At 61.3% G+C, this 22,902-nt stretch carries 18 protein-coding genes; 4 read left to right on the top strand and 14 right to left on the bottom strand.

The window, feature by feature from the left end; all coding sequences use genetic code 11:
• Positions 1 to 95: 95 nt before the first annotated feature.
• From typA to AC1D13_RS05610, 10 genes are all read right to left on the bottom strand, one after another.
• On the bottom strand, positions 96 to 1,922 hold the full coding sequence (typA, locus tag AC1D13_RS05655; RefSeq protein WP_457282768.1) for a translational GTPase TypA: 1,827 nt from the start codon (positions 1,920 to 1,922) through the stop codon (positions 96 to 98).
• A gap of 35 nt (positions 1,923 to 1,957) precedes the next feature.
• Positions 1,958 to 3,004, bottom strand: a complete 1,047-nt coding sequence (gene truB, locus AC1D13_RS05650; protein WP_457282767.1) for a tRNA pseudouridine(55) synthase TruB — start codon at positions 3,002 to 3,004, stop codon at positions 1,958 to 1,960.
• Between the two features lie 90 nt (positions 3,005 to 3,094).
• A complete protein-coding gene (gene rbfA / locus AC1D13_RS05645; RefSeq protein ID WP_457282766.1) occupies positions 3,095 to 3,463 on the bottom strand; it encodes a 30S ribosome-binding factor RbfA in 369 nt (122 codons plus the stop codon).
• Positions 3,464 to 3,523: 60 nt separating this feature from the next.
• Positions 3,524 to 6,421 (bottom strand): translation initiation factor IF-2, encoded by a 2,898-nt coding sequence (infB, locus tag AC1D13_RS05640; RefSeq protein ID WP_477649399.1) that lies wholly within the window; start codon positions 6,419 to 6,421, stop codon positions 3,524 to 3,526.
• 27 nt (positions 6,422 to 6,448) lie between these two features.
• Complete coding sequence (nusA, locus tag AC1D13_RS05635) at positions 6,449 to 7,975, bottom strand: transcription termination factor NusA (RefSeq protein ID WP_457282764.1); 1,527 nt, start codon at positions 7,973 to 7,975, stop codon at positions 6,449 to 6,451.
• Between the two features lie 32 nt (positions 7,976 to 8,007).
• Positions 8,008 to 8,610, bottom strand: coding sequence for a ribosome maturation factor RimP (rimP, locus tag AC1D13_RS05630; RefSeq protein WP_457282763.1), 603 nt, complete (start codon positions 8,608 to 8,610; stop codon positions 8,008 to 8,010).
• Between the two features lie 458 nt (positions 8,611 to 9,068).
• Positions 9,069 to 10,712, bottom strand: coding sequence for an ABC transporter ATP-binding protein (locus AC1D13_RS05625; RefSeq protein WP_457282762.1), 1,644 nt, complete (start codon positions 10,710 to 10,712; stop codon positions 9,069 to 9,071).
• Positions 10,712 to 11,866, bottom strand: coding sequence for an ABC transporter permease (locus AC1D13_RS05620; RefSeq protein ID WP_477667340.1), 1,155 nt, complete (start codon positions 11,864 to 11,866; stop codon positions 10,712 to 10,714). The genes AC1D13_RS05625 and AC1D13_RS05620 overlap by 1 nt, the downstream gene beginning before the upstream one ends.
• The gene (locus AC1D13_RS05615) at positions 11,832 to 12,866 is read right to left on the bottom strand and encodes a microcin C ABC transporter permease YejB (RefSeq protein WP_457282760.1); all 1,035 of its coding nucleotides are present in this window, start codon (positions 12,864 to 12,866) and stop codon (positions 11,832 to 11,834) included. The genes AC1D13_RS05620 and AC1D13_RS05615 overlap by 35 nt, the downstream gene beginning before the upstream one ends.
• A gap of 140 nt (positions 12,867 to 13,006) precedes the next feature.
• Positions 13,007 to 14,809 carry an extracellular solute-binding protein gene (locus tag AC1D13_RS05610; protein WP_477667339.1) on the bottom strand — a complete coding sequence of 601 codons (1,803 nt, stop codon included), beginning with the start codon at positions 14,807 to 14,809 and terminating at the stop codon, positions 13,007 to 13,009.
• A gap of 107 nt (positions 14,810 to 14,916) precedes the next feature.
• On the opposite strand from AC1D13_RS05610, the gene fabI reads away from it, so the two are divergent.
• Complete coding sequence (gene fabI / locus AC1D13_RS05605; RefSeq protein ID WP_457282758.1) at positions 14,917 to 15,726, top strand: enoyl-ACP reductase FabI; 810 nt, start codon at positions 14,917 to 14,919, stop codon at positions 15,724 to 15,726.
• Positions 15,727 to 16,070: 344 nt separating this feature from the next.
• On the opposite strand, the gene AC1D13_RS05600 is transcribed toward fabI, so the two are convergent.
• Both AC1D13_RS05600 and AC1D13_RS05595 read right to left on the bottom strand, forming a co-directional pair.
• Entirely contained in the window at positions 16,071 to 16,811 is a 741-nt protein-coding gene (locus AC1D13_RS05600) for a GNAT family N-acetyltransferase (RefSeq protein WP_477667338.1), read from the bottom strand.
• A gap of 173 nt (positions 16,812 to 16,984) precedes the next feature.
• The gene (locus tag AC1D13_RS05595; protein WP_477667337.1) at positions 16,985 to 17,344 is read right to left on the bottom strand and encodes a GFA family protein; all 360 of its coding nucleotides are present in this window, start codon (positions 17,342 to 17,344) and stop codon (positions 16,985 to 16,987) included.
• Between the two features lie 150 nt (positions 17,345 to 17,494).
• Between AC1D13_RS05595 and AC1D13_RS05590 the strand changes: the two genes are divergently transcribed.
• Positions 17,495 to 18,424, top strand: coding sequence for a DNA ligase (locus AC1D13_RS05590; protein ID WP_477667336.1), 930 nt, complete (start codon positions 17,495 to 17,497; stop codon positions 18,422 to 18,424).
• 148 nt (positions 18,425 to 18,572) lie between these two features.
• On the opposite strand, the gene AC1D13_RS05585 is transcribed toward AC1D13_RS05590, so the two are convergent.
• Both AC1D13_RS05585 and AC1D13_RS05580 read right to left on the bottom strand, forming a co-directional pair.
• On the bottom strand, positions 18,573 to 18,998 hold the full coding sequence (locus tag AC1D13_RS05585; RefSeq protein ID WP_457282754.1) for a DUF3592 domain-containing protein: 426 nt from the start codon (positions 18,996 to 18,998) through the stop codon (positions 18,573 to 18,575).
• Between the two features lie 60 nt (positions 18,999 to 19,058).
• The gene (locus AC1D13_RS05580) at positions 19,059 to 21,347 is read right to left on the bottom strand and encodes an Orn/Lys/Arg family decarboxylase (protein ID WP_457282753.1); all 2,289 of its coding nucleotides are present in this window, start codon (positions 21,345 to 21,347) and stop codon (positions 19,059 to 19,061) included.
• Positions 21,348 to 21,546: 199 nt separating this feature from the next.
• Here AC1D13_RS05580 and AC1D13_RS05575 point away from each other — a divergent pair, with 199 nt between their 5' ends.
• Positions 21,547 to 21,972 (top strand): NfeD family protein, encoded by a 426-nt coding sequence (locus AC1D13_RS05575; protein ID WP_477667334.1) that lies wholly within the window; start codon positions 21,547 to 21,549, stop codon positions 21,970 to 21,972.
• A gap of 10 nt (positions 21,973 to 21,982) precedes the next feature.
• Positions 21,983 to 22,900, top strand: coding sequence for an SPFH domain-containing protein (locus AC1D13_RS05570; protein ID WP_348045061.1), 918 nt, complete (start codon positions 21,983 to 21,985; stop codon positions 22,898 to 22,900).
• The last annotated feature ends 2 nt before the right edge of the window (positions 22,901 to 22,902 follow it).

The raw sequence follows: 22,902 nt of genomic DNA, 5'->3' as shown, positions 1-22,902 counted from the left end.
CAGCAGGGGCCGCGGGACCGGCTTTGCCGGACCGCAGGCGCAGCGGCCCCCTCGGGGGGCAGCGCATTACACGAAGTGAAAAGCGTGGGGGCTCATTAAGACCTGCCTGCGCGCTTGCGATCGCTCTCTTTGAGGTGGCGCTTGCGCAGGCGAACCGACTTGGGCGTGATTTCAACCAGCTCGTCGTCCTCGATGAACTCAACGCCGTATTCGAGCGTGAGTTCGATCGGCGGCGTGATCTTGATCGCGTCTTCCTTGCCACTGACGCGGAAGTTGGTCAGCTGCTTGGTACGCGTGGCGTTCACCACCAGGTCGTTGTCGCGGCTGTGGATGCCGACGATCATGCCTTCATACACCGGGTCATTGGCACGCACAAACATGCGGCCGCGGTCGTCCAGCTTGCCCAGGGCGTAGGTGAAGATCTCACCGTCGTCCATCGAGATCAGCACACCGTTTTTACGGCCGCCGATTTCGCCCTTGTGCGCTTCGTAGCTGTCGAAGATGTTGGAGATCAGGCCGGAACCACGCGTCAGGTTCAGGAACTCGTTGGTAAAGCCGATCAGGCCACGCGCCGGGATGCGGTACTCAAGGCGCACACGGCCTCGGCCGTCCGGCTCCATGTTCACCAGTTCGCCCTTGCGCTCGCCCAGTGCCTGCATCACGCCACCCTGGTGCTGATCTTCGATGTCGGCCGTGACCAGCTCAATAGGCTCGTGCTTTTCACCGTTGACGTCCTTCATCACGACGCGCGGCTTGGACACCGCCATTTCGAAGCCTTCGCGGCGCATGTTTTCCAGCAGGATGGTCAGGTGCAACTCGCCGCGGCCCATGACTTCAAAGATGCCTTCTTCGTCGGTCTCGCTGACGCGCAGGGCCACGTTGTGCTGCAGTTCTTTTTGCAGGCGGTCCCAGATCTGGCGGCTGGTGACGTACTTGCCTTCGCGGCCGGCCAGAGGGCTGGTGTTGACGCAGAAATTCATGGTCAGAGTCGGTTCATCGACCTTGAGCATGGGCAGCGGCGCGGGGTTGGTCGGGTCGGTGATCGTCACGCCGATACCGATGTCGGTCAGGCCATTGATCAACACGATCTCGCCGGGGCCGGCTTCCGTGGCCTGCACGCGTTCCAGGCCCTGGAATGTCAGCACCTGGTTGACGCGGCCTTTGACGGCCTTGCCGTCCGGGCCTTCCATGACCACCACATCCATCATGGGCCTGATCGTGCCCTGGCTGATACGGCCGACGCCGATGCGGCCGACGAAGGTCGAGAAATCGAGAGCGGAAATCTGCAATTGCAGCGGCGCAGCGGGGTCGCCCTTTTGCGCAGGCACATGCTTGAGGATGGTATTGAAGAGCGCCGACATGTCGGGGCCCCACTGCTCGTTCGGCGGGCCTTCTTCGAGTGACGACCAGCCGTTGATGCCGGAGGCGTACACCACGGGGAAATCGAGCTGCTCGTCGGTGGCGCCCAGCTTGTCGAACAGGTCGAAAGCGGCGTTGATGACCTTGTCGGGGTTGGCGCCCGGCTTGTCGACCTTGTTGACCACCACGATGGGCTTGAGGCCCAGGGCAAGTGCCTTCTTGGTCACGAAGCGCGTCTGGGGCATGGGGCCTTCCTGCGCATCGATCAGCAGCACCACGCCGTCGACCATGGACAGCGCGCGCTCCACTTCACCGCCGAAGTCGGCGTGGCCCGGGGTGTCGACGATGTTGATGTGCGTGCCTTCCCAGGTCACGGCGCAGTTCTTGGCCAGGATGGTGATGCCGCGTTCTTTTTCGATGGCGTTGTTGTCCATCACGGTGTCGACCACTTTTTCGTGCTCGGCGAAGGTGCCGGACTGACGCAGCAGCTGGTCAACCATGGTGGTTTTGCCATGGTCAACGTGGGCGATGATGGCGATATTGCGGATTTGGTTATGGCTCATGGTTGGCTTTCAGGAAGACTCGAAACGGTACGGGGTTAATGTTGGAAAGAAGAAGCCGCAACGCCTGTGGGCGTGGCAGCGAAATCGGGTGTGGAGCGTTCAGCCGGCGTTCTGGCGGCTTGCAAAATGTCCTGTATTTCAATCGGGCTCAGCAAACGCTGCGGAATCAATTCGTCGGCCGTGACATGGGCCGAGCCCAGGAACGCCGGCGGCTCGGTGCCATAGACCTGCACCAGCGGCGCATCGGCGCCCCACTGCCCGGGTTCGCCCCGGCGGCGCAAACCACTTAAAAACCGCCCTGCATTGTCGGCGTCCAATGTGACAGACGGGTACGCCGACACCAGCGACTGCGCCGGCAGCAGGCAGGCTTCGCGCTCGGGCTCGGTCATGGCTTCCAGGGCAGGCAAAGTCACGCACTGCTGCGCCGTGTAGCCGCCGGTCTCCAGCCGCCTGAGCGATCCGAGATGCGCGCCGCAGCCAATGGCTTCGCCAATGTCTTCACCGAGCGTGCGGATGTACGTTCCCTTGCTGCAGGTTACTATGATTTTGATAGCTGCTTGCGCACGACTGTCCTGGGTTGCAGCCATATTCAGCTTGAAAATCGTGATGTGGCGCGCTTCCCGCTCCACCTCTTGCCCCTTGCGGGCGTACTCATACAGCGCTTTGCCGTCTTTCTTGAGCGCCGAGTACATGGGCGGAACCTGTGCTTGCGGGCCAGTGAAACGTTCCGTCAGTGACTCCAGCAAGGCCGGCGTGATTTCGGGCACGGGCCGGGTCTCAATCACGTCGCCTTCGGCGTCGGCCGTGGTGGTTTTCTGGCCCAGCAGCAGCACCGCTTCGTACGTCTTGTCGGCGTCGAGCTGGATCTGGCTGAACTTGGTGGCCGCGCCAAAACACAACGGCAACACGCCGGTGGCCAGCGGATCGAGCGTGCCTGTGTGACCGGCCTTGTCGGCGCGCAGCAGCCATTTGGCCTTCTGCAAGGCCTGATTGCTCGACAGGCCCAGCGGCTTGTCGAGCAGCAGCACGCCGTGCACGGGACGTCGCTGGATTTTCTGGCGATGAGAAGAGGTTTGCGTCATAAATTCCGACAGGCTCAACGCACGGGCTGGCCCGGGCGCGTCGTTGGCACCGTTGTCCCTGAACCTGTCATCAAGGGGAACGGCGCGAACTCAGTCGTCTTGCGCGCGGGAGGAAACCGCCTTGGCAATCAAGGCGTTCATGTCGGCCGCACGTTCGGTCGTGCGGTCGAAGTGGAAATGCAGCGTCGGCACGGTGTGCGTCATCAACCGCTTGAAGAGGCCATTGCGAAGGAAACCGGCGGCCTGGTTGAGCGCTTCTTCGCACTCTTTCGGGTCACCGACAAGCACACTGAAAAACACTTTCGCATGCGCATAGTCGGCCGTCACCTCGACGGCCTGCACGGTCACCATCCCGACCCGCGGGTCTTTAAGTTCGCGCGCGATCAGCTCCGTCAGATCGCGCTGGATCTGATCGGCGACGCGAAAACCGCGATTCGGGGTGGATGATTTTTTACGCATGTCAAAAAATGGTGAGGTCTGCGGAAAGGCTGGCAGCCAGGGGCTGCCGGCCAGCCGGGATCAGACTTCCAGTGTCCGCGCCACTTCCCTGATTTCAAAGAATTCCAGAATGTCGCCAACCTGGATATCGTTGTAGTTCTTGATGTTCAAACCGCACTCGAAGCCTTCCTTGACTTCCTTGGCGTCGTCCTTGAAGCGCTTGAGCGAGTCGAGTTCGCCCGTGAAGACGACCACGTTCTCGCGCAGAAGGCGCAGGCGCGCGGTGCGGCGAACCACCCCGGCGGTGACCATACAGCCGGCGATCGAGCCGATCTTGCTGACCTTGAACACCTGGCGAATCTCGGCATTGCCGATGACTTCTTCCTTCTTGTCCGGTGTCAGCATGCCCGACATCGCGGCGCGAAGTTCGTCCACAGCGTCATAAATGATGTTGTAGTAGCGAATGTCCACGCCGTTGTTTTCGGCCTGCTTGCGGGCCTGGGCATCGGCGCGGGTGTTGAACCCGATCACCACGGCCTTGGAGGCGATCGCCAGGTTGACGTCGGACTCGGAAATGCCGCCGACACCGGAGTACACGAGCTGGACCTTGACCTCTTCGGTCGAAAGCTTCAGCAGCGACTGGGCCAGCGCTTCCTGCGAGCCTTGCACATCGGCCTTGATGATGATGGGCAACATCTTGACTTCGCCGGCGCCGATATCGGAGAACATGTTCTCCAGCTTGGCGGCCTGTTGCTTGGCCAGCTTGGTATTGCGGAACTTGCCGGCACGGTAGGTGGAGATCTCACGGGCACGGCGCTCGTCGAGCATGACCATGAATTCATCACCGGCTTGCGGCACTTCCGTCAGACCCTGAATTTCCACGGGAATCGACGGGCCTGCCGTTTTGATCGGCTTGCCGTTTTCGTCCAGCATGGCGCGCACGCGGCCATAGGTCGAACCGGCCAGCACCACGTCGCCGGCTTTCAGCGTTCCCGCCTGAATCAGCACGGTCGCCACGGGGCCACGGCCCTTGTCGAGGCGGGCTTCGATCACCAGGCCCTTGGCCAGTGCATCCACCGGCGCCTTGAGTTCAAGCACTTCTGCCTGCAGCAGCACCTGTTCGAGCAAGGCATCGACACCGGCGCCGGTATGGGCAGAGACGCCGACAAACGGAACGTCGCCGCCGAACTCTTCGGGAATCACTTCTTCGGTGACCAGCTCGCCCTTGACGCGCTCCATGTTGATACCAGGCTTGTCGATCTTGTTGATCGCCACCACGATGGGAACACCGGCCGCCTTGGCATGCTTGATGGCTTCCTTGGTCTGCGGCATCACGCCGTCGTCGGCCGCCACCACCAGAATCACGATGTCGGTCGCCTGGGCGCCGCGGGCACGCATGGCGGTAAACGCCTCGTGGCCCGGGGTATCCAGGAAGGACACCATGCCGCGCGGGGTTTCCACGTGATAGGCACCAATGTGCTGGGTGATGCCGCCCGCTTCGCCGGAGGCCACTTTGGCGCGGCGGATGTAATCGAGCAGTGAGGTCTTGCCATGGTCGACGTGACCCATGACCGTCACAACCGGCGCACGCGGCAACAACTCGGCCTGCTGGCCTTGCACGTCTTCGTCGGCAAAGGCTTCCGGGTCGTCCAGCGAAGCCGTCACGGCCTTGTGGCCCATTTCTTCCACCACAATCATGGCGGTGTCCTGGTCCAGCGGCTGGTTGATGGTGACCATCTGGCCAAGCTTCATCAGGTGCTTGATCACTTCCGATGACTTCACGCTCATCTTGTGCGCGAGTTCGGCCACGGTGATCGTCTCAGGCACGTGCACTTCAATGACCTTGAATTCGGTCGGCGCCACGAAGGTGGATTCCGGACGTGCTTCACGGTCATTGCGGCGGCCACGCGGGCCGCCACGGAAATTGCCACGGCCGGGCACAACGGGTGCGCCACGGCTTGGAATGCCCTTCTTCTTGGCGGCGTCGTCCTTCCATGTCGAAGACAGGTTCTCCGACTTGACTTCCTTCTTGCCAGCGGCACCAGGGGCACCCGCAGCGGCCGGCGCACCCGGTTTGGCCGCGGCACCCGGCGCGCCGGCCGGCTTGTGCAGCGTGCCCTTGATGGCGGCTTTGGGATCGACGTGGGGCACCAGAACGCGCTTGGGCGCGGACATCATGGCGCGAATGCCGGCAGCTTCTGCTTCAGCCTTGCGGCGGCGGTCCTGGAGCTCTTGCGCCTTCGCCGCGTCGGCCTGGAATTCGGCGGTGGCTTTGGCCTTGGCAGTTGCAGCGGCAGCCGCGGCATCGGCAGCCTTCGTGGCCTGTACGGCCGCAGCGGTTTCAGCGGCCTTGGTGGCTTCGGCCGTTACCGGTGCAGCGTCCTTGGCTTTTCCGGCCGGCTTGGCCTTTTTGACCACAGCCTCGGCAGCCGCGGCGGCCGCCTGGGCGGTTTGCTCGGCGGCCAGGCGCTCCTGCTCGCGCGCAGCATCCTTGGCGTCCTGCTCTTCGCGAAGACGGCGTTTTTCAGCAAGCTCCTGCTCCTGGCGGCGCAGCAGTTCTGCGTGGCGGCTGGCTTCTTCTTCGCGGCGAATCAGCTCGGCATCGTCAATGACGGGAGGTGCCGGCGGAGCGGCCACTTCAGGCTGCACTTCTTCCGCAGGCTGGTCGGAGCCGTCGTCACGCTTGATAAAGGTACGCTTTTTACGCACTTCCACCTGGATGGTGCGTGCCTTGCCGGTGGCATCGGCCTGCTTGATCTCGCTGGTGGATTTTTTCACCAGGGTGATCTTCTTGCGCTCGGCCGTGACGGTGCCATGGCTGGCCTGCAGATAGCCGAGAAGCTTCTGCTTGTCCGCTTCGGACAAGGGGTCGCTGGCTTGCGCCTTGGCGACACCCGCGCTGGTCAATTGCTCGATCAGGGTGGCGGGAGATTTATTGAGTTCAGCTGCGAATTCAGCGACGGTAGTGGTACTGGACATATGTTTTTTTCCTGCTGGCCTCCATGATCATTGCTCTTGGGCCGCTGCAGGTGCAGGGGTGTCAGCGGCAGCGGGTTCATCGGTAAACCAATGGGCGCGTGCGGTCATGATCAGGGCTTTGGCTTCGTCCGAAGACTGGCCGGTGATATCGGTAAGTTCGTCCACGGCCAGATCGGCCAGGTCGTCGCGGGTATGGATACCCGCTTCTGTCAGTTTGGCGATCAGCTCTGGCGTGAGGCCTTCGACGTCGCGCAGGTTCTGCGACACGCCTTCGGCATTTTCTTCCTTGGCGATTTCCATCGTCAAGAGCGCATCTTTGGCGCGCGTGCGCAGCTCATTGACGGTGTCTTCGTCGAAGGACTCGATCTCCAGCATTTCCTGCAGCGGCACATAGGCCACTTCTTCGAGACTGGTGAAGCCTTCGGAGATCAGGATGTCGGCGATTTCCTCGTCCACGTCGAGCTTTTCCATGAACAGCTTGCGGCTGGAATCGGTCTCGGTGGCCTGCTTTTGCGCAGACTCATCGGCCGTCATGATGTTGATCTTCCAGCCGGTCAGCTCGGCGGCAAGGCGCACGTTCTGGCCGCCGCGGCCGATCGAAATCGCCAGGTTTTCTTCGTCGACGACGACATCCATGGCGTGACGCTCTTCGTCGACCACGATGGACGACACGTTGGCCGGGGCCAATGCACCAATCACGAACTGGGCCGGGTCTTCGCTCCACAGCACGATGTCCACGCGCTCGCCGGCGAGTTCGTTGGTCACGCCGTTGACGCGGGTGCCGCGAACGCCGACGCAGGTGCCGATCGGGTCGACACGCTTGTCATGCGACAGCACGGCGATCTTGGCGCGGGAACCGGGGTCACGGGCGCAGGATTTGATCTCCAGCAGGCCTTGTTCGATTTCAGGGACTTCCTGGCGGAACAGCTCGATCATGTACTCGGGCGCGGTGCGCGAGAGGATGATGGGCGCGCCGCGCAAGGTCGTGTCCACTTCCATGATCATGGCGCGAACGCGGTCGCCGGAGCGCAGATTTTCCTTCGGGATCATGTCGGAACGGCGCAGGCGGCCTTCCACACGGCCGGATTCGACGATGATGTCGCCCTTGTCCATGCGTTTGACGGTGCCGACAAAAATCTTGTCGCCGCGCGACATGAAGTCGTTGAGAAGCATTTCGCGCTCGGCGTCGCGGATTTTCTGCAGAATGACCTGCTTGGCCGCTTGCGCGCCAATACGGCCGATCGGCAGGCTTTCCACCGGCTTTTCGATGTAGTCGCCTTCTTCGATGTCGGCGATTTCGTCGCGTGCGTCGCTGACCAGCTCTTCGGCTTCAGGGTTCTGCAAGCCGGCTTCGTCAGGCACCACCAGCCAGCGGCGGAAGGTTTCGTAATTGCCGCTGTCACGGTCGACGGCTACGCGGATGTCCACTTCGCCTTCGTAGACCTTCTTGGTGGCCGAGGCGAGCGCGAGCTCGACGGCGCCAAAAACGACGTCACGTTCCACATTCTTTTCACGCGAGATGGCATCAACCAACATCAACAGTTCGCGATTCATTTCACAAGCCTGCCTTTCTTCATTTCTTGAAATTAATTCTCTGCGGAGGGCTCGGCACCAGGCGTTATTTTGGGTTTACGCCCCTTGAAATCAACCACGGGCGCGAGGCGCGCCTGTTGAATCTCATCGAGGGTAAAACCCAACGCCTGCAGCGGTGCGGGAACCTTCTTCTTACTGACCTTCTGGCCGGGTTTGACGGCCGGCTCGTCGCTCCACACGATCTGCCAGCCTGCCACGCCGTCCGCGGCCACGACACGCTCGAGCGTGCCGCGAAACTTCTTGCGGCTGGCCGCGACGGTAGAACCGGCGCTGGCAGCCACGCCAATGGGAGCCTTGAGGGTGATGTCGATCAACTCACCGGCAAAACGCTCAAAATCTTTTTCGTTGCGCAAGGGCCTGTCGATGCCGGGGGAACTGACTTCCAGCCGCGCATATTCGGCGCCTTCGACTTCCAGGACAAACTGGAGCTGGCGGGTGACTTTTTCGCAGTCCTCGGCATTGATGAACTGTTCGGCACCCTTGACGTAGGGCATGTCGATCGTGACGCGCAGCAAACCACCGCCGGTGCGTTCGATCTCGACCAGCTCGTAGCCCAGCCCTGTCACAGTTTGCTCAATCGTCTCTTGCAATGCCATTCAGTCTCTTAAACCCGCTCTAAATCCGTATGTTCAAAAACAAACGCCCAAAAAAAATGGGCGGTGAAAACCCGCCCATTTGGTCGTGAAGCTCTTATTGTAACGTGCTGCGCTCTTCGATGCAAACAATTTCCGTGCCTGACGCACTAGAGAACGCCTGCATCGCCGATGTAAATCCTTCTGGTTACGCCCCCGCCCTGCTCATTGGAACAGGCCTGATGGGCGGGCTAGGGCACATTCCTTTCGGTTAACCATTCCGGCGTCACCACTAGAAAGAAGCAGAGTGAAAACGGATGCATCGCTGCGTGAAAGTCCAAATGACACCTCCTCCTCACGCTTCCTTGAAAAAGATTTATGAATCCAATAAAATCAATTAAATCATATGAGTTTTTAATTTAGTTAAAGTAATTTATGAAGATTTTTTGTGATCTCTACCGGGCCGTGGAGATGCACAACGTTCAAGCCGCAGTGACCAGAACCCGTGTATATGGATGCCGCGGCGTATCCAGCACTTCGCTCAGTGAGCCTGACTCCAGCACGTCGCCGTCCTTCATCACCATGACCTCGTGGGCCATGGCGCGGATCACGTCGACGTCATGCGTGATCAGCAAATAACTCAGGCCACGCTCGCGCTGCAATCTTTGCAGCAGTCCCAGCACCTGTTTCTGGATGGTCACGTCCAGCGCGCTGGTGGGCTCATCCAGTACCAGCAGGCTGGGGTTGACGATCAGCGCGCGCGCAATGGCCAGCCGCTGGCGCTGCCCGCCTGAAAATTCGTGTGGATAGCGTTGTAGCAAACCCGGAAACTGGGCCTCGGTCATACCGACATCGGCCAAGGCCTGCAGCGCCCGTTCGCGCCGCCCGGCCGGAGCCAGCTTGGGCTCATGCACCGTCAGGCCCTCCTCCACAATGGCTTCAACGGTCATGCGGGGTGACAGGGAAGAAAACGGGTCCTGAAACACCACCTGAACGGCGCGGCGGATGGCTTTGTTGCGTGCCGCATCCCGGCTCCAGGCCTGGCCCGCCGCCTGCAGCTGCCCTGAAAAAGGCAGCAAGCCCAGGCTGGCCAGCGCCAGGGTGGATTTTCCGGATCCCGACTCACCGATCACGCCCAGCGTTTTGCCCGGGGGGATATGAAAGCTGGCGTCTTTGACCGCCACAAATTCGGCTTTTTTAAACCATCCGCGTATGCCTGGAATGGAGACCGGATACCCCACACGCAGGCTTTCCGCGCGCATGGCCGGCGCCGCGCCCGCTTGCGCGCCGGTGCCGGCCGCCAGCCCGTCCCGCTGGGGCTTGCTGTCGATCAGTTTGCGCGTGTAGGGGTGCTGGGGCCGGGCGAAAACCTCCGCCACGGCGCCCTGCTCCACGATGTGGCCGTTTTCCATCACCGCCACGCGGTCGGCAAACTTGCGCACGAGGTTCAGGTCGTGGGTGATCATCAGCACCGCCATGCCGTTGCGCTGCTGCAGCTCGCCGAGCAGGTCCAGGATCTGGCCGCGCAGGGTGACGTCCAGCGCCGTGGTGGGTTCGTCGGCCAGCAGCAATCTGGGCTGGCAAGCCAGCGCCATGGCAATCATGGCCCGCTGCCGCTGGCCGCCCGAAAGCTGGTGCGGGAAAGAGTTTGCGCGTCTCTCAGGCTCGGTGATGCCCGTATCTGCTAGCAATTTGATAGCTTCTTGCGCACATTCTGCGGGGGTCAAACCCTGTTTTAGCTGAAGAACTTCGGCAATCTGGTTGCCAACGCTGAACAGGGGGTTCAGTGCTGTCATGGGCTCCTGAAAGATCATGGCGATGTCACGGCCGCGAATCCCCCGCAAGGACTGTTCCGGCAAGGACAGCAAATCCACGGGCGCCCTGGGCGGCGCACCGCTGGCAGCCCGATCTGCCGCATCGATGCCGGTAAAAACAGCCTTGCCACCGACCACGGCGTTTTGCGCCAGCCGTAGCAGGCTCAGCGCCGTCACCGTCTTGCCCGAACCCGATTCGCCCACCAGCGCAAGCTTTTCGCCAGGTGCGATGGAAAAATCGATGCCGTGGACAACGGATTTTCCTGCGAATGAAATCTGCAGGTTTTTGACATCAAGGAGCGGTGGTGTCATCAGTCGGCCTTCCTGGGATCCAGGGCATCGCGCAAGGCGTCGCCCATGAAAGTGAGGAGCAGCAGCGTGATCACCAGCACCGCGAAGGTAGACAGCGATATCCACCACGCATCGATGCTGTTCTTGCCTTGCGACAGCAATTCACCGAGCGAAGGCGTGCCCGGCGGCACCCCCAGCCCCAGGAAGTCCAGCGAAGTCAGCGCCAGAATCGCGCCGCTCATGCGAAACGGCAGGAAAGTCACCACAGGCGTCAGGCTGTTGGGCAGGATGTGGCGCCAGATGATGCTCAGGTTACCGACGCCCAGCGCACGCGCGGCGCGCACGTAGTCCATCTGCCGGTTGCGCAGGAACTCGGCGCGCACATAGTCTGACAACCCCATCCATCCGAACAGGCTGAGCAGGATCAGCAACAGCGCCACACTGGGCGCGAAAACGGCGCTGAAGATGATCAGCAGATAGAGCTCCGGCACGGAGCCCCAGATTTCGATGAAACGCTGGAACAACAAATCGGTCTTGCCACCGAAATAGCCCTGTAGCGCCCCCGTCAGCATGCCGAGCAGCACACCGGTGACCGTCAGCGCCAGCGCAAACAATACGCTGACCCGAAAGCCGTAAATCAGCTGGGCGAGCAGGTCGCGGCCCCGGTCGTCGGTGCCCAGCAGGTTGGCGCGCGTCGGCTTCGAGGGGTTGGGCTCTTTCGCAAAATAATTGAGTGTGTTGGGCCCATAGGGGTTGAGCGTGTACAGCGCGAAGTTGCTGCCACGCGCCAGCCGTTCCTGAATATAAGGATCGAGGTAATCCGTGGTCGTGTCGAAATCACCGCCAAAGGTTTTTTCGCTGTAGTCCTTCACCATGGGGAAGTAATAACCGCCTTCATAACGCACCAGCAGCGGCCGGTCGTTCGACACCAGCTCGGCAAACAGGCTCAGCACCACCAGCGTGCAAAACACCACCAGGCTGTAAAACCCCAGCTTGTTGCGCCGGAACCGCCTCCACGCACGCCGCGCGGGCGAGTTGGAAACGTACTTTTCTTGTACAGCGTCGCCGCGGACCGGGCTTTGCCCGTCCGCAGGAGGCGTCCCCTCGGGGGGAAGGCCGCCGGAGGTGGCTTCAGGGGGGTTAATCGAACCGTACACGCGGATCCACCCAGACATAAGACAAATCGGAAATCAGCTTGGTGAACAAGCCGATCAAGGTAAATAAGTAGAGCGTGCCCAACACCACCGGGTAGTCGCGCCGGATGATGCTTTCATAGCTGAGCAGCCCCATGCCATCCAGCGAGAACAGGGTTTCGATCAGCAGCGCACCGGTGTAGAACGAGCTGATAAAGGCCGCCGGGAAGCCGGTGATGAGGGGGATCAGCGCATTGCGGAAAATATGCTTCCACAGCACCTGGCGCTCACCCAGGCCCTTGGCGCGGGCCGTCAGCACGTATTGCTTGCGGATTTCCTCCAGGAAGGAGTTCTTGGTCAGCATGGCCGTAACTGCGAAGCTGCCCAGCACCATGGCCGTGACCGGCAAGGTGATATGCCAGAGGTAATCGGTGATGCGCGCACCCCAGCTCAAAGTCTCCCAATTGGGCGAGGTCAGGCCGCGCAACGGAAACCACTGCAACTGGCCGCCGAAGATCACCAGCAGCGCGACACCCAGCACAAAGCCGGGAATGGCATAGCCGGTCAGCACCAGCAATGTTGTGACGAAATCGAAACGCGAGCCGGCACGCACCGCCTTGGCGACGCCCAGTGGCACAGCCACCAGGTAGCTGATGAAAAAGGTCCACAAACCCAGGCTGATGGAAACCGGGAGCTTTTCCTTGACCAGTTGCCAGACCTCCTTGTTGTGGAAGAAGCTTCTGCCAAGGTCAAAGCTCAAAAACTGCTTGAGCATCAGGTAAAAGCGCTCGGGCGCCGGCTTGTCGAAACCATAGAGCGCCTTGATCTGCTCGACGCGTTTCGGGTCGACGCCCTGCCCACCCCGGTAGCTCAGGCCGCCACCCTCGGCGCCGCCTCCACCGCTGGGGCCGGCCTTGGCCTCGGCCATGTATTGCTCCACCGGCCCGCCCGGCACGAACTGCGTCACCACAAAGGTGATCAGCAACACCCCGAACAAAGTCGGGATCATCAAAAGACAGCGTTTGAGAATGTAGGCAAACATGGTCGATCAGCCCCTCTCAAATCCAGCAGGCGCAGCGGAACTGGCTTCGCCAGGCCGCAAGCGCCGCCCCCTACAAGGGGGGAAGGCGCTACGCGAAGCGAGCGTCCGACGGGGGTGTTCAATTTGCTCGACGGGGGTATTCATTGCTTGGCCCACCAGGTATCGATGATCCAGGTCTCGCCTGGCGCATAGGGTGGCATCTGGCCCGGCATGGCAAGGCGGCGTGCGTTATAGACCACGCGATGGGTGCCGGCCGTCCATTCCGGCAGCAGGTAGTGGCTGTGCGCCACGATGCGTTCCAATGCACGGCAGGCGGGCAACAACTCGGCCTTGGTTTTGGCGCTGGTCATTTTGGTGATCATGGCATCAATCGCGGGATTGGCGGCTCCGCTGAAGTTACCCGACTCCTCAGTGGCGGCGGCCTTGCTACCGAACATGTCGGCGAACTCCTGACCCGGGTTGTTGGTGCCACCGTAGGCGATGGAGATGATGTCGAACTCGAATTTATCGAGGCGCTGCTGGTAGAGCGCGAAGTCGACCTGCCGGAAGTTGAGCTGGATGCCGAGCTTTTCGAGGGCGCGTATCCAGGGCGAAATCGTGCGCACACCGCCCTCGTTGCTATCCAGGTATTCCAGCACCATAGCCTCGCCTTTGGCGTTGCGCAGCTTGCCGTCCCGAACCTCCCAGCCGGCTTCCTTCAGGAGCACCTGGGCACGGCGCAAATTGGCGCGCAGCGAGGAGTCGCCGTCAGTACGCGCCGGCACGTACATGGTGCCGAATGCCGCTGTGGGGATGTCCTTGCGCCAGGGTTCCATCAAAGCCAGCTCTTCGGGCTTCGGCAGTCCGGTGGCCTGGCAATCGGTGTTTCCGAACAAGCCGGTCACGCGCTGGTAGGCGTTGTAAAACAACTGGCGGTTCATCCACTCGTAGTCGATCGCCAGTCCCAGAGCTTCCCGCACGCGCGGGTCCTTGAGCTTTTCACGCCGGGTATTGAGCACATAGCTCTGGAAACCCGTGGGCAGGCTGTGCTTGAATTCCCCCTTGACGAGTTCACCGTTGTCAAAACGTTTGCCCGTCAGGCGCCGCGCCCAGTCGCCGGCCGAGAAGAACCGCATGATGTCGAACTCGCCGGCCTTGAGCGCCTCAAGCCTGGCAGTGTTGTCCTTGTAAATCTTGACGGTGACGGTGTCGAAATTCTCGGTGCCTACCCGCACATTGAGCTTCTCACCCCAGTAGGTCTTGTCGCGTACATAGCTGATGTCTTTGCCGAAGATCACCGGGCCGATGCGGTAAGGCCCGCTGCCAATGGGGATGTCGGTCACGACCTCATTGAAGGGCTTGGCCTTACCGGTGGCGTCCATGCCCCACTTGCGGCTGAACACCGCCATGCCGCCCACTTTCAACGGCAGTTCGCGGTTCGGCTTCCTGAAACGAAAGCGCACCGTCCGCTCGTCCACCACCTCGCAGGCTGCGACGTCTTCGAACACGGTCTTGTAGGACGGCGAGGTATGCGGGCCCATCAGGGTGTCAAAACTGTATTTGACGTCGGCCGCCAGCACCGGGTCGCCGTTGTGAAAGCGCGCTTCCTTGCGCAGGCGGAAGGTGGCCGTGAGCCCGTCAGCCGACACCTCGACGTCTTCGGCCAGCAGCCCGTAGCCTGAGGCGGTTTCGTCCATCGCCCCCGTCAGCAGCGTGTCGAACATGAAGCTCGACAAATAGGCCGGCGCCGAGCCTTTGATCGTGAAGGGGTTGTATTTGTCGAAGGTTGAGTAACGCAGGTTGCTGACCAGGCGCAGGTCCCCGCCTTTGGGTGCTGCCGGGTTGACATAGTCGAAGTGGGAAAACCCCGCGGGGTACTTGAGATCTCCCCAGAGCGCATAGCCGTGCGCGGCCCATGACGGTGATGAAAGACCCAGCAGGACCCAAACCAGCAAACTTCGCATGCGACAATTCTGCACTACTTAAGCTGGCAAGATTCCGGCGCGCAGACGTTGCGCCCTTGTCCCTTGCCCCCCCTTCCCCCGCGAACTACCTACTCTGGAGCACCTGCATGGCCACCAACACCGGATTCCTCACTGGCAAAAAACTGTTGATCACGGGGGTCCTCTCGAACCGGTCCATCGCCTACGGCATCGCCAAGGCCTGCCATGCCCAGGGCGCCGAGCTGGCTTTCGGCTATGTCGGCGAGCGCTTCAAGGACCGCATCACCGAGTTTGCTGCCGACTTTGACTCCAAGCTGATTTTTGACTGCGACGTGGGCGACGACGCACAGATCGACAAGATGTTTGCCGACCTCTCCAAAACCTGGCCGACGTTTGACGGCTTTGTGCACAGCATCGGCTTTGCGCCGCGCGAGGCGATCGCCGGCGACTTCCTGGAAGGCCTGTCGCGCGAGGGCTTCAAGATCGCCCACGACATCAGCGCCTACAGCTTCCCGGCGATGGCCAAGGCGGCCCTGCCCTACCTCAACAAAAAGTCCGCACTGCTCACGCTGACCTACCTGGGCGCCGTGCGCACCGTGCCCAACTACAACACCATGGGCCTGGCCAAAGCCAGCCTGGAAGCCTCGGTGCGCTACCTGGCCGAATCGCTGGGCCCCAAGGGCATGCGCGTCAACGGCATCAGCGCCGGCCCGATCAAAACCCTGGCTGCCAGCGGCATCAAGGGCTTCGGCAAGATTTTGAGCGTGGTTGCCGAAGCCTCGCCAATCCGCCGCAATGTGACGATTGAAGACGTCGGCAACGTCGCCGCCTTTTTGTTGAGCGACCTGGCCGCAGGCGTGAGCGCCGAGATCACCTATGTGGACGGCGGCTTCAGCCACGTGGTCGGCGGTATTGCCGAGCCGGCAGCCGAAGCCTGAAGGCTTTCGCGCCCGGCTGGCTTGCCGGGCGGCGCGCACATGCGGCAAGTTGCACTCTTGTCTCGCATGGCGCGCTATGAAATAGATAGCTGCTCGCGCATGACCCTATTGGTCTGGAGGCCAAATATGTGCACGAAAGACGGCTTCCAGGTGCTGCAAAGCCGTTTTTTTGAGGCAAGACGGGGCAGCAAGACAGCCAAATTCGATCAAATCAGGCCTGAAAATAACAATAAAGCAGGCTCTAGCCTAATAGCCGCCAGCGCGAGCAGCTATAAAAATCATAGCGCCTTGCCGCATCCAGTATCCCGCACACACCCAATTCCGCACCGCGTCTGGATCAAGGTTCAGCCCTGGGTCCAGTAGTCATAGCGCCAGACCGTTTCAAAGCCCGCCCGCCGGTAAAGCGCCCGCGCCGCGGCATTGCCTTCTTCCACCTGCAGGAATACACGCTCAATGCCCCGCTGCATGGCCGCTTCGGCCATCGCGGCCAGTACCCGGCCTGCCAACCCCTTGCCGCGATGTGCCGGGTCGGTTCGCATGCCGTGGACACTGGACCACCCGTGGCTGAACGCCGCCGCGCCAGCCGCAATGGCCTTGCCGCCTTCGCGCACGCTGGCAAACACTGAATCGCGTCCGCGGCCGAGCGACCTGACGCGGCTGGCACCGTCCACAGGATCAAAACCCTCGGCCAGGAACAACGCGGCCCAGGCCTCGTCCGGCGTGTTGGCTGTTTCAGCCAGCGCCTGCGCCGACACAGCGCGCATGGACTTGACCTGCGCCACTTCCACCAGCACCGGTTTGCCTGCCGTGTAGCCACGCGCGCCCAGTTCGCGGCGCAAGGCATCAAAGCAGGCCTCATTGGCCAGCCGGAAGACCGCCCGCTTGCCGCGCGCACGGTACAGCCCTTCAATGCGATCGATCACGCCGTCGGCGGGCGGCTGATGCAGCAGGGGCACGGCACTTTTGGCCCGGCTGACCGTTCCGCTGTCGAAGGGCAGAAGCCAGCCCTCAATTTCAAGCTGCTCCTCGGGCGAGACAGCCGCCACGGTGGCGCGCTCGATATTTTCAATGTCGCTGGAAGTCATGGTGTCAGTAAAAATGCCGGGCTGGCTGGCCCAAGGGAATCAAACAGCAATGAATACAGGCCGGGAATACCGGCCCCAGGGGTACGGGCGAAGTGGCAGATTATTGCGTCCGCCAGGGTCCGGGAATACAGGATCCGGGGGTTCCAGGAAGAGCTAGGAAGAACTAGGAAGAACTAGGAAGAGCGCCCATCGAAATTCGTCACCTTGATGGTGTCCAGATCGATTCCCTCGAGGCAGCGGACGTTGATAGCTGCAATGCGATTACCGGCCGGGTCCGTTCCTTCGCCATAGGGATGAATGCCACAGGTGGGACAAAAACGGTGGCTGATCACATGCTTGTTGAACTGATAGTTGCTGGCATTTTCGTCGGGGGTCAGCAAACGGAGCTGGTCATGCGGCACAAACCACAGCAGCGCCCCTTTGCGCTGGCAGATGGAGCAGTTGCAGGCCAGGGCGCTGCTCGGCTGGCCGTCGACCTCAAACGCGACTTTTCCACAATGGCAACTCCCTCTGGAAGTCTTTTTTTCTGTCATAAGTTGATTCCTCTCATGGCCATTGCAGCCTTCATGGTTGACGGGGTTGCGCGGGCAACACAGGCGCCCACAGAACGCTTGCACCGCGCAAATTTGAACTATAAACTGTACATTCATACAGTTATAAGTCAAGAAAAAACAGGGAGGCCCATGCGGCAACACATCACCCGCTCCGGCGAGCGGGCCAACACGGTCTTTTTTCGCCTCAAAACGCTTCACTGGCTGCTGGCACTCGCCGGCTTGCTGGCACCAGCGCTTCCGGTGCTTTCGGCATCCGCAGCTGCGCAAGCGCCGCCGCTGATGCTCGCCAAGGTGTACCAACCCGGCGTCTCCCTTCAGGATTATTGGGTCAGCGAAAAATTCGACGGCGTGCGCGGCTACTGGGACGGAGAACAGCTGCTCACGCGCGGGGGTGAACGCATCGCCGCGCCGGCCTGGTTTACCGCAGGCTGGCCCAAAACACCCCTGGACGGCGAGCTGTGGGCGGGCCGTGGCCAGTTTGCCAGGGCGGTGTCTACCGTGCGCCAGCAAACCCCGGACGACGCTGCCTGGCGGGCCATGCGCTTCATGGTGTTTGATTTGCCCGCGCAAGGCGGCCCGTTCAGCGAGCGGATCCCGGCCCTCAATGGCGTGGTGAGCCGCATCGACCAGCCCTGGGTGCAGGCCGTGGCGCAATCGAAGGTGGCAAGCCACGCCGCCTTGCAGGCGTTACTGGCCACCACCGTGAAGCGCGGCGGCGAAGGCCTGATGCTGCACCGCGGCGCGTCTTTCTACAAAAGCGCACGCAACGACGACCTGCTCAAGGTCAAGACCCACGAAGACACCGAAGCCCGCGTGGTGGCGCATGTTCCCGGCAAGGGAAAGTACGCCGGCATGCTGGGCGCGCTGCTGGTGGAAATGCCCGGTGCCGACGGCAAACCAGGGCGGCGCTTCAAGCTGGGCACCGGGCTCAACGATGAGCAGCGCCAGAATCCACCGCCCGTCGGCAGCACCGTCACCTACCGCTTTCGCGGACTCAATGACAGTGGCCTGCCCCGGTTTGCCAGCTTCATGCGGGTACGGGAAGACCAGCGGCTTTAAAGGTGGGCCTGCAAGCCGGCGCGCCGCCGGCAACCAACGTGAGTCGGCCTTGCGCCCAACGCACCTGGTGGGAAAAATGGCCTGTGGCGCCCCCTAGTCATGCGCCCCCAGCTACAAAAAATATAGCAAACGCTCCGGGGAGGCGGCCTTATTTTTTCTGGCTCGCCAGCAGGCCGAGGCCTGTGTAGCCCAGGCTGGCGATGACGAAGAACCAGCCCACCCACTTGAGGAAGGATGATCCGCCGGCTTCCTGCGCAAACCCCACCTGGCTCGGGTTATTTGGCATGTAGTAGATGCTCACCGGCTTGCCCGCCGCGAAATCCTTCAGCACGGCCTCAGGGAACGAGCGCTTGATCACCATGGGTTGCCCGGCTTCGGTGCGGAATTTGAGCTCTGCCGTGTAGATGGTTTGGCCGCTGCGGGAAAAACTCTTGTACTCCTTGATCGGCTCGACCACCGCCGTCTTGCCGCTGGCCATAAGGAGCCGCAACTCGCTGTCTCCGCTGGCCTGCACGCGCAGGAACACTGCGCCGACGATGACGCCGAGCACTCCGAAGAGAATCGTCTTGAACATGCCGCCTCCCAATAAATATGGGAGGGACTATAGCAAACGAAAGTACCCGTTTATTCCTGCCTAGCGTTTGACGCAATCCGCGTAGTAGCGCGTCTTGCCCTTGGCATCCACCTGTTCCACAAGGCCGTGGATGTCTGTTTCAAAGCCTGGGCACTGGGCGTTGAACTCGCGCGAGAACTTCAGGTAGTCCACGATTTTCCGGTTGAACACCTCGCCCGGTATCAGGAGCGGAATGCCCGGCGGGTACGGCGTGACCAGGCCCACGGTGATGCGGCCTTCCAGGTGGTCGATTTCAACCCGTTCCGTCGTGCGATGGGCAATGTGGGCGTAGGCGTCGCTGGGTTTCATGGCGGGGGCCAGGTCGCTCAGATAGACCTCTGTGGTCAGGCGAGCGATGTCGTACTTGGCATACAGCGTATGGATATGCTGGCACAGGTCGGCCAGGCCCATGCGCTCGTATTTGGGGTACTTCTGGCAGAACTCCGGAAGGATCCGCCACATCGGCTGGTTCTTGTCGTAGTCGTCCTTGAACTGCTGCAGCGCCGTCAGCAGCGTGTTCCAGCGGCCCTTGGTGATGCCGATGGTGAACATGATGAAGAAGCTGTAGAGGCCGGTCTTCTCGACGATCACGCCGTGCTCGGCCAGAAATTTGGTCACGATGCTGGCCGGGATGCCGGTTTTGGCAAACTTGCCGTTCAGGTCAAGGCCGGGCGTGACGATGGTGGACTTGATCGGATCCAGCATGTTGAAACCGGTGGCCATCTGGCCAAAGCCGTGCCAGTTGTTGGCGCCGTTTTTGGCCGTCTTGGCACTGCGGGATTCACCCTTGATGATCCAGTCCTGCGATTCGCCAATGCCCTCTTCGACGAGCTTGTCCGGCCCCCAGACCTTGAACCACCAGTCGGTGCCGTATTCCTCGTCGATCTTGCGCATGGCGCGGCGGAAGTCCAGCGCCTCGGCAATGCTTTCCTCAACCAGTGCCGTGCCGCCGGGAGGCTCCATCATGGCAGCGGCCACGTCGCAGCTGGCGATGATGCTGTATTGCGGCGAGGTTGACGTATGCATCAGGTAGGCCTCGTTGAAGAGGTGCCTGTCGAGTTTGGTGTTCTGCGAATCCTGCACCAGCACGTGGCTGGCCTGGCTGATGCCGGCCAGCAGCTTGTGGATGGACTGCGTGGCGTACACCACCGCATTTTTTGGCCGCACTCGGCTCTTGCCCATGGCGTGGTAGCTGCCGTAGAAGGGGTGGAAGGCGGCGTGCGGCAGCCAGGCCTCGTCAAAGTGCAGGTTGTCGATGTAGCCGTCCAGCATGCCCTTGATGGTTTCGGTGTTGTAGAGCACGCCGTCGTAGGTGGACTGCGTCAGCGTCAGCACACGCGGCTTGACCTTGCTGCTGTCCACACCCTTGAGCAACGGATTGGCGTCGATCTTGGCGCGGATGGCTTCCGGTTCAAACTCGCTCTGCGGAATCGGCCCGATGATGCCGAAATGATTGCGCGTCGGCTTCAGGAACACCGGAATCGCACCCGTCATGATGATGGAATGCAGGATGGACTTGTGGCAATTGCGGTCAACGACCACCACGTCACCGGGCGCCACTGTGTGGTGCCACACCATCTTGTTGCTGGTCGAGGTGCCGTTGGTCACGAAGAAACAGTGGTCGGCATTGAAGATGCGCGCGGCATTGCGCTCGCTGGCGCCGATCGCGCCGTCGTGGTCCAGCAACTGGCCTAGCTCTTCCACCGCGTTGCAGACGTCGGCGCGCAGCATGTTCTCGCCAAAAAACTGGTGGAACATCTGGCCGACCGGGCTTTTCAGGAAAGCAACGCCGCCCGAGTGGCCCGGGCAGTGCCAGGAATAGGAACCGTCTTCGGCATAGTCGAGCAGTGCCTTGAAAAACGGCGGCTGCACGCCTTCCAGGTAGCTCTTGGCCTCCCGCAGGATGTGGCGCGCCACGAACTCGGGCGTGTCCTCAAACATGTGGATGAAGCCGTGCAGTTCACGCAGGATGTCGTTGGGGATGTGGCGCGAGGTCTTGGTCTCGCCATAGACGTAAATCGGCACATCCAGGTTCTTGCGGCGTACTTCCTCGATAAAGGTGCGCAGGTTGAGCACGGCCGGGTCGAGGTCGGGGCCCGGCGAAAACTCTTCGTCATCAATCGACAAAATGAAGGCGCTAGCCCGGCTTTGCTGCTGGGCGAACTGCGAGAGGTCACCGTAACTGGTCACCCCCAGGACCTCGAAGCCCTCGGTTTCAATGGCCTGGGCCAGCGCTCGAATACCCAGTCCGGAAGTGTTTTCGGAGCGGAAGTCTTCGTCAATGATGACAATGGGAAAACGGAATTTCATGGCTTGGGCTGGAGTTCATGGTCGCCCTGAACCTGTCGGAGGGCATGGGAAACGCTCAGAGGGCATAGACAGGTTGAGCCCGGGCGGTGAGAGGAAGCTTTTTCCAAGCAGCGAAGTGTAAGGACATATTGTTGCGCTACGCTTGTCTTGGGGTCTAATTGCCCCAAAATGTAGCGGATGACCGACAAAAGGAGGATGCATGAGTGAATCGACTATTTGGTGGCTGCTGGCGGGGGCCGCAGTGGCGGTGGAGCTGGCCACGGGAACGTTTTACCTGCTGATGGTGGCTTTGGGCATTGCAGCGGCGGCCATTGCCGCGCATTTGGGCGCCTCGACGTCCATGCAGCTTATTGCAGCGGCCGTCGTGGGCTCGGCCACCGTGAGCATTTGCCACCTTGTTCGCAGCCGCGGGCCCAGGGAGCTGCCGGCAGGCACCAACCCGGACGTCAACATGGATGTCGGCGAAACCGTGCAGGTGGACGCCTGGCAGGCGGACGGCACGGCGCAGGTCCGCTACCGCGGCGCGCAATGGGCTGTGGTTCAGGCGGAAGGCGGAACACCTTCTGCTGGAACCCACCGCATCCGGGAAGTCATTGGCAGCAAATTAATCGTAGAAAAAACCTGAGGGAGTCAGCATGTCGTCTTATGTAGCACTGGTCATTTTTATCGTCGCGATGATCTTCGTCATCCGCGCCATCAAGGTCGTACCCCAGCAAAACGCCTGGGTGAAGGAGCGCCTCGGAAAATACGCGGGCACATTGACCCCCGGCCTGAACTGGCTGATTCCCTTTGTCGACCGCGTCGCCTACAAGCACAGCCTGAAAGAAATCCCGCTCGACGTCCCCAGCCAGGTTTGTATTACCCGCGACAACACGCAGCTGCAGGTCGACGGCATCCTGTATTTCCAGGTCACGGACCCGATGCGGGCCAGCTACGGCTCATCCAACTACATCGTGGCCGTCACACAACTGGCCCAAACCTCGCTCCGCTCGGTGATCGGCAAACTGGAGCTCGACAAAACCTTTGAAGAGCGCGACATCATCAATGCGCAGGTCGTTGCCGCCATTGACGAAGCCGCCCTGAACTGGGGCGTAAAGGTGCTGCGCTATGAAATCAAGGATTTGACGCCGCCCAAGGAAATCCTGCACGCCATGCAGTCGCAAATCACTGCCGAGCGGGAAAAACGCGCGCTGATCGCCGCCTCTGAAGGCCGCCGCCAGGAGCAGATCAATATTGCCACCGGTGAGCGCGAGGCATTCATTGCCCGCTCCGAAGGGGAAAAGCTGGCCGCCATCAACAACGCCCAGGGCGAAGCCGCCGCCATCATGGCTGTGGCCGACGCCAACGCCAAAGCCATTGAGCTGGTGGCCGCTGCCATCCGCCAACCTGGCGGTGAACAAGCCGTGCAGCTCAAGGTTGCGCAGCAGGCGGTAGAGGCCTACTCGAAGGTGGCGAAGGACGCCAAAACGACATTGGTCGTGCCCAGCAACATGACTGAAGTCGGTGCGCTCATCAGCTCGGCCATGAAAATGGTGCAGGCCAACAAGGTATAACG

This window comes from Polaromonas sp. P1_E12, assembly GCF_056405975.1.
The sequence above is the reverse complement of the archived record's forward strand: the minus strand, read 5'-3'. Positions and strand labels throughout refer to the sequence as shown.

What these genes read in the sequence shown, in the direction of transcription:
- rbfA (WP_457282766.1), bottom strand. Translation starts at nt 3,463, where the DNA reads ATGCGTAAAAAATCATCCACCCCGAATCGCGGTTTTCGCGTCGCCGAT.
- infB (WP_477649399.1), bottom strand. Translation starts at nt 6,421, where the DNA reads ATGTCCAGTACCACTACCGTCGCTGAATTCGCAGCTGAACTCAATAAA.
- fabI (WP_457282758.1), top strand. Translation starts at nt 14,917, where the DNA reads ATGGCCACCAACACCGGATTCCTCACTGGCAAAAAACTGTTGATCACG.
- AC1D13_RS05610 (WP_477667339.1), bottom strand. Translation starts at nt 14,809, where the DNA reads ATGCGAAGTTTGCTGGTTTGGGTCCTGCTGGGTCTTTCATCACCGTCA.
- truB (WP_457282767.1), bottom strand. Translation starts at nt 3,004, where the DNA reads ATGACGCAAACCTCTTCTCATCGCCAGAAAATCCAGCGACGTCCCGTG.
- AC1D13_RS05580 (WP_457282753.1), bottom strand. Translation starts at nt 21,347, where the DNA reads ATGAAATTCCGTTTTCCCATTGTCATCATTGACGAAGACTTCCGCTCC.
- nusA (WP_457282764.1), bottom strand. Translation starts at nt 7,975, where the DNA reads ATGAATCGCGAACTGTTGATGTTGGTTGATGCCATCTCGCGTGAAAAG.
- typA (WP_457282768.1), bottom strand. Translation starts at nt 1,922, where the DNA reads ATGAGCCATAACCAAATCCGCAATATCGCCATCATCGCCCACGTTGAC.
- AC1D13_RS05620 (WP_477667340.1), bottom strand. Translation starts at nt 11,866, where the DNA reads ATGTCTGGGTGGATCCGCGTGTACGGTTCGATTAACCCCCCTGAAGCC.
- AC1D13_RS05575 (WP_477667334.1), top strand. Translation starts at nt 21,547, where the DNA reads ATGAGTGAATCGACTATTTGGTGGCTGCTGGCGGGGGCCGCAGTGGCG.
- AC1D13_RS05585 (WP_457282754.1), bottom strand. Translation starts at nt 18,998, where the DNA reads ATGTTCAAGACGATTCTCTTCGGAGTGCTCGGCGTCATCGTCGGCGCA.
- AC1D13_RS05600 (WP_477667338.1), bottom strand. Translation starts at nt 16,811, where the DNA reads ATGACTTCCAGCGACATTGAAAATATCGAGCGCGCCACCGTGGCGGCT.
- rimP (WP_457282763.1), bottom strand. Translation starts at nt 8,610, where the DNA reads ATGGCATTGCAAGAGACGATTGAGCAAACTGTGACAGGGCTGGGCTAC.
- AC1D13_RS05590 (WP_477667336.1), top strand. Translation starts at nt 17,495, where the DNA reads ATGCGGCAACACATCACCCGCTCCGGCGAGCGGGCCAACACGGTCTTT.
- AC1D13_RS05595 (WP_477667337.1), bottom strand. Translation starts at nt 17,344, where the DNA reads ATGACAGAAAAAAAGACTTCCAGAGGGAGTTGCCATTGTGGAAAAGTC.
- AC1D13_RS05570 (WP_348045061.1), top strand. Translation starts at nt 21,983, where the DNA reads ATGTCGTCTTATGTAGCACTGGTCATTTTTATCGTCGCGATGATCTTC.
- AC1D13_RS05625 (WP_457282762.1), bottom strand. Translation starts at nt 10,712, where the DNA reads ATGACACCACCGCTCCTTGATGTCAAAAACCTGCAGATTTCATTCGCA.
- AC1D13_RS05615 (WP_457282760.1), bottom strand. Translation starts at nt 12,866, where the DNA reads ATGTTTGCCTACATTCTCAAACGCTGTCTTTTGATGATCCCGACTTTG.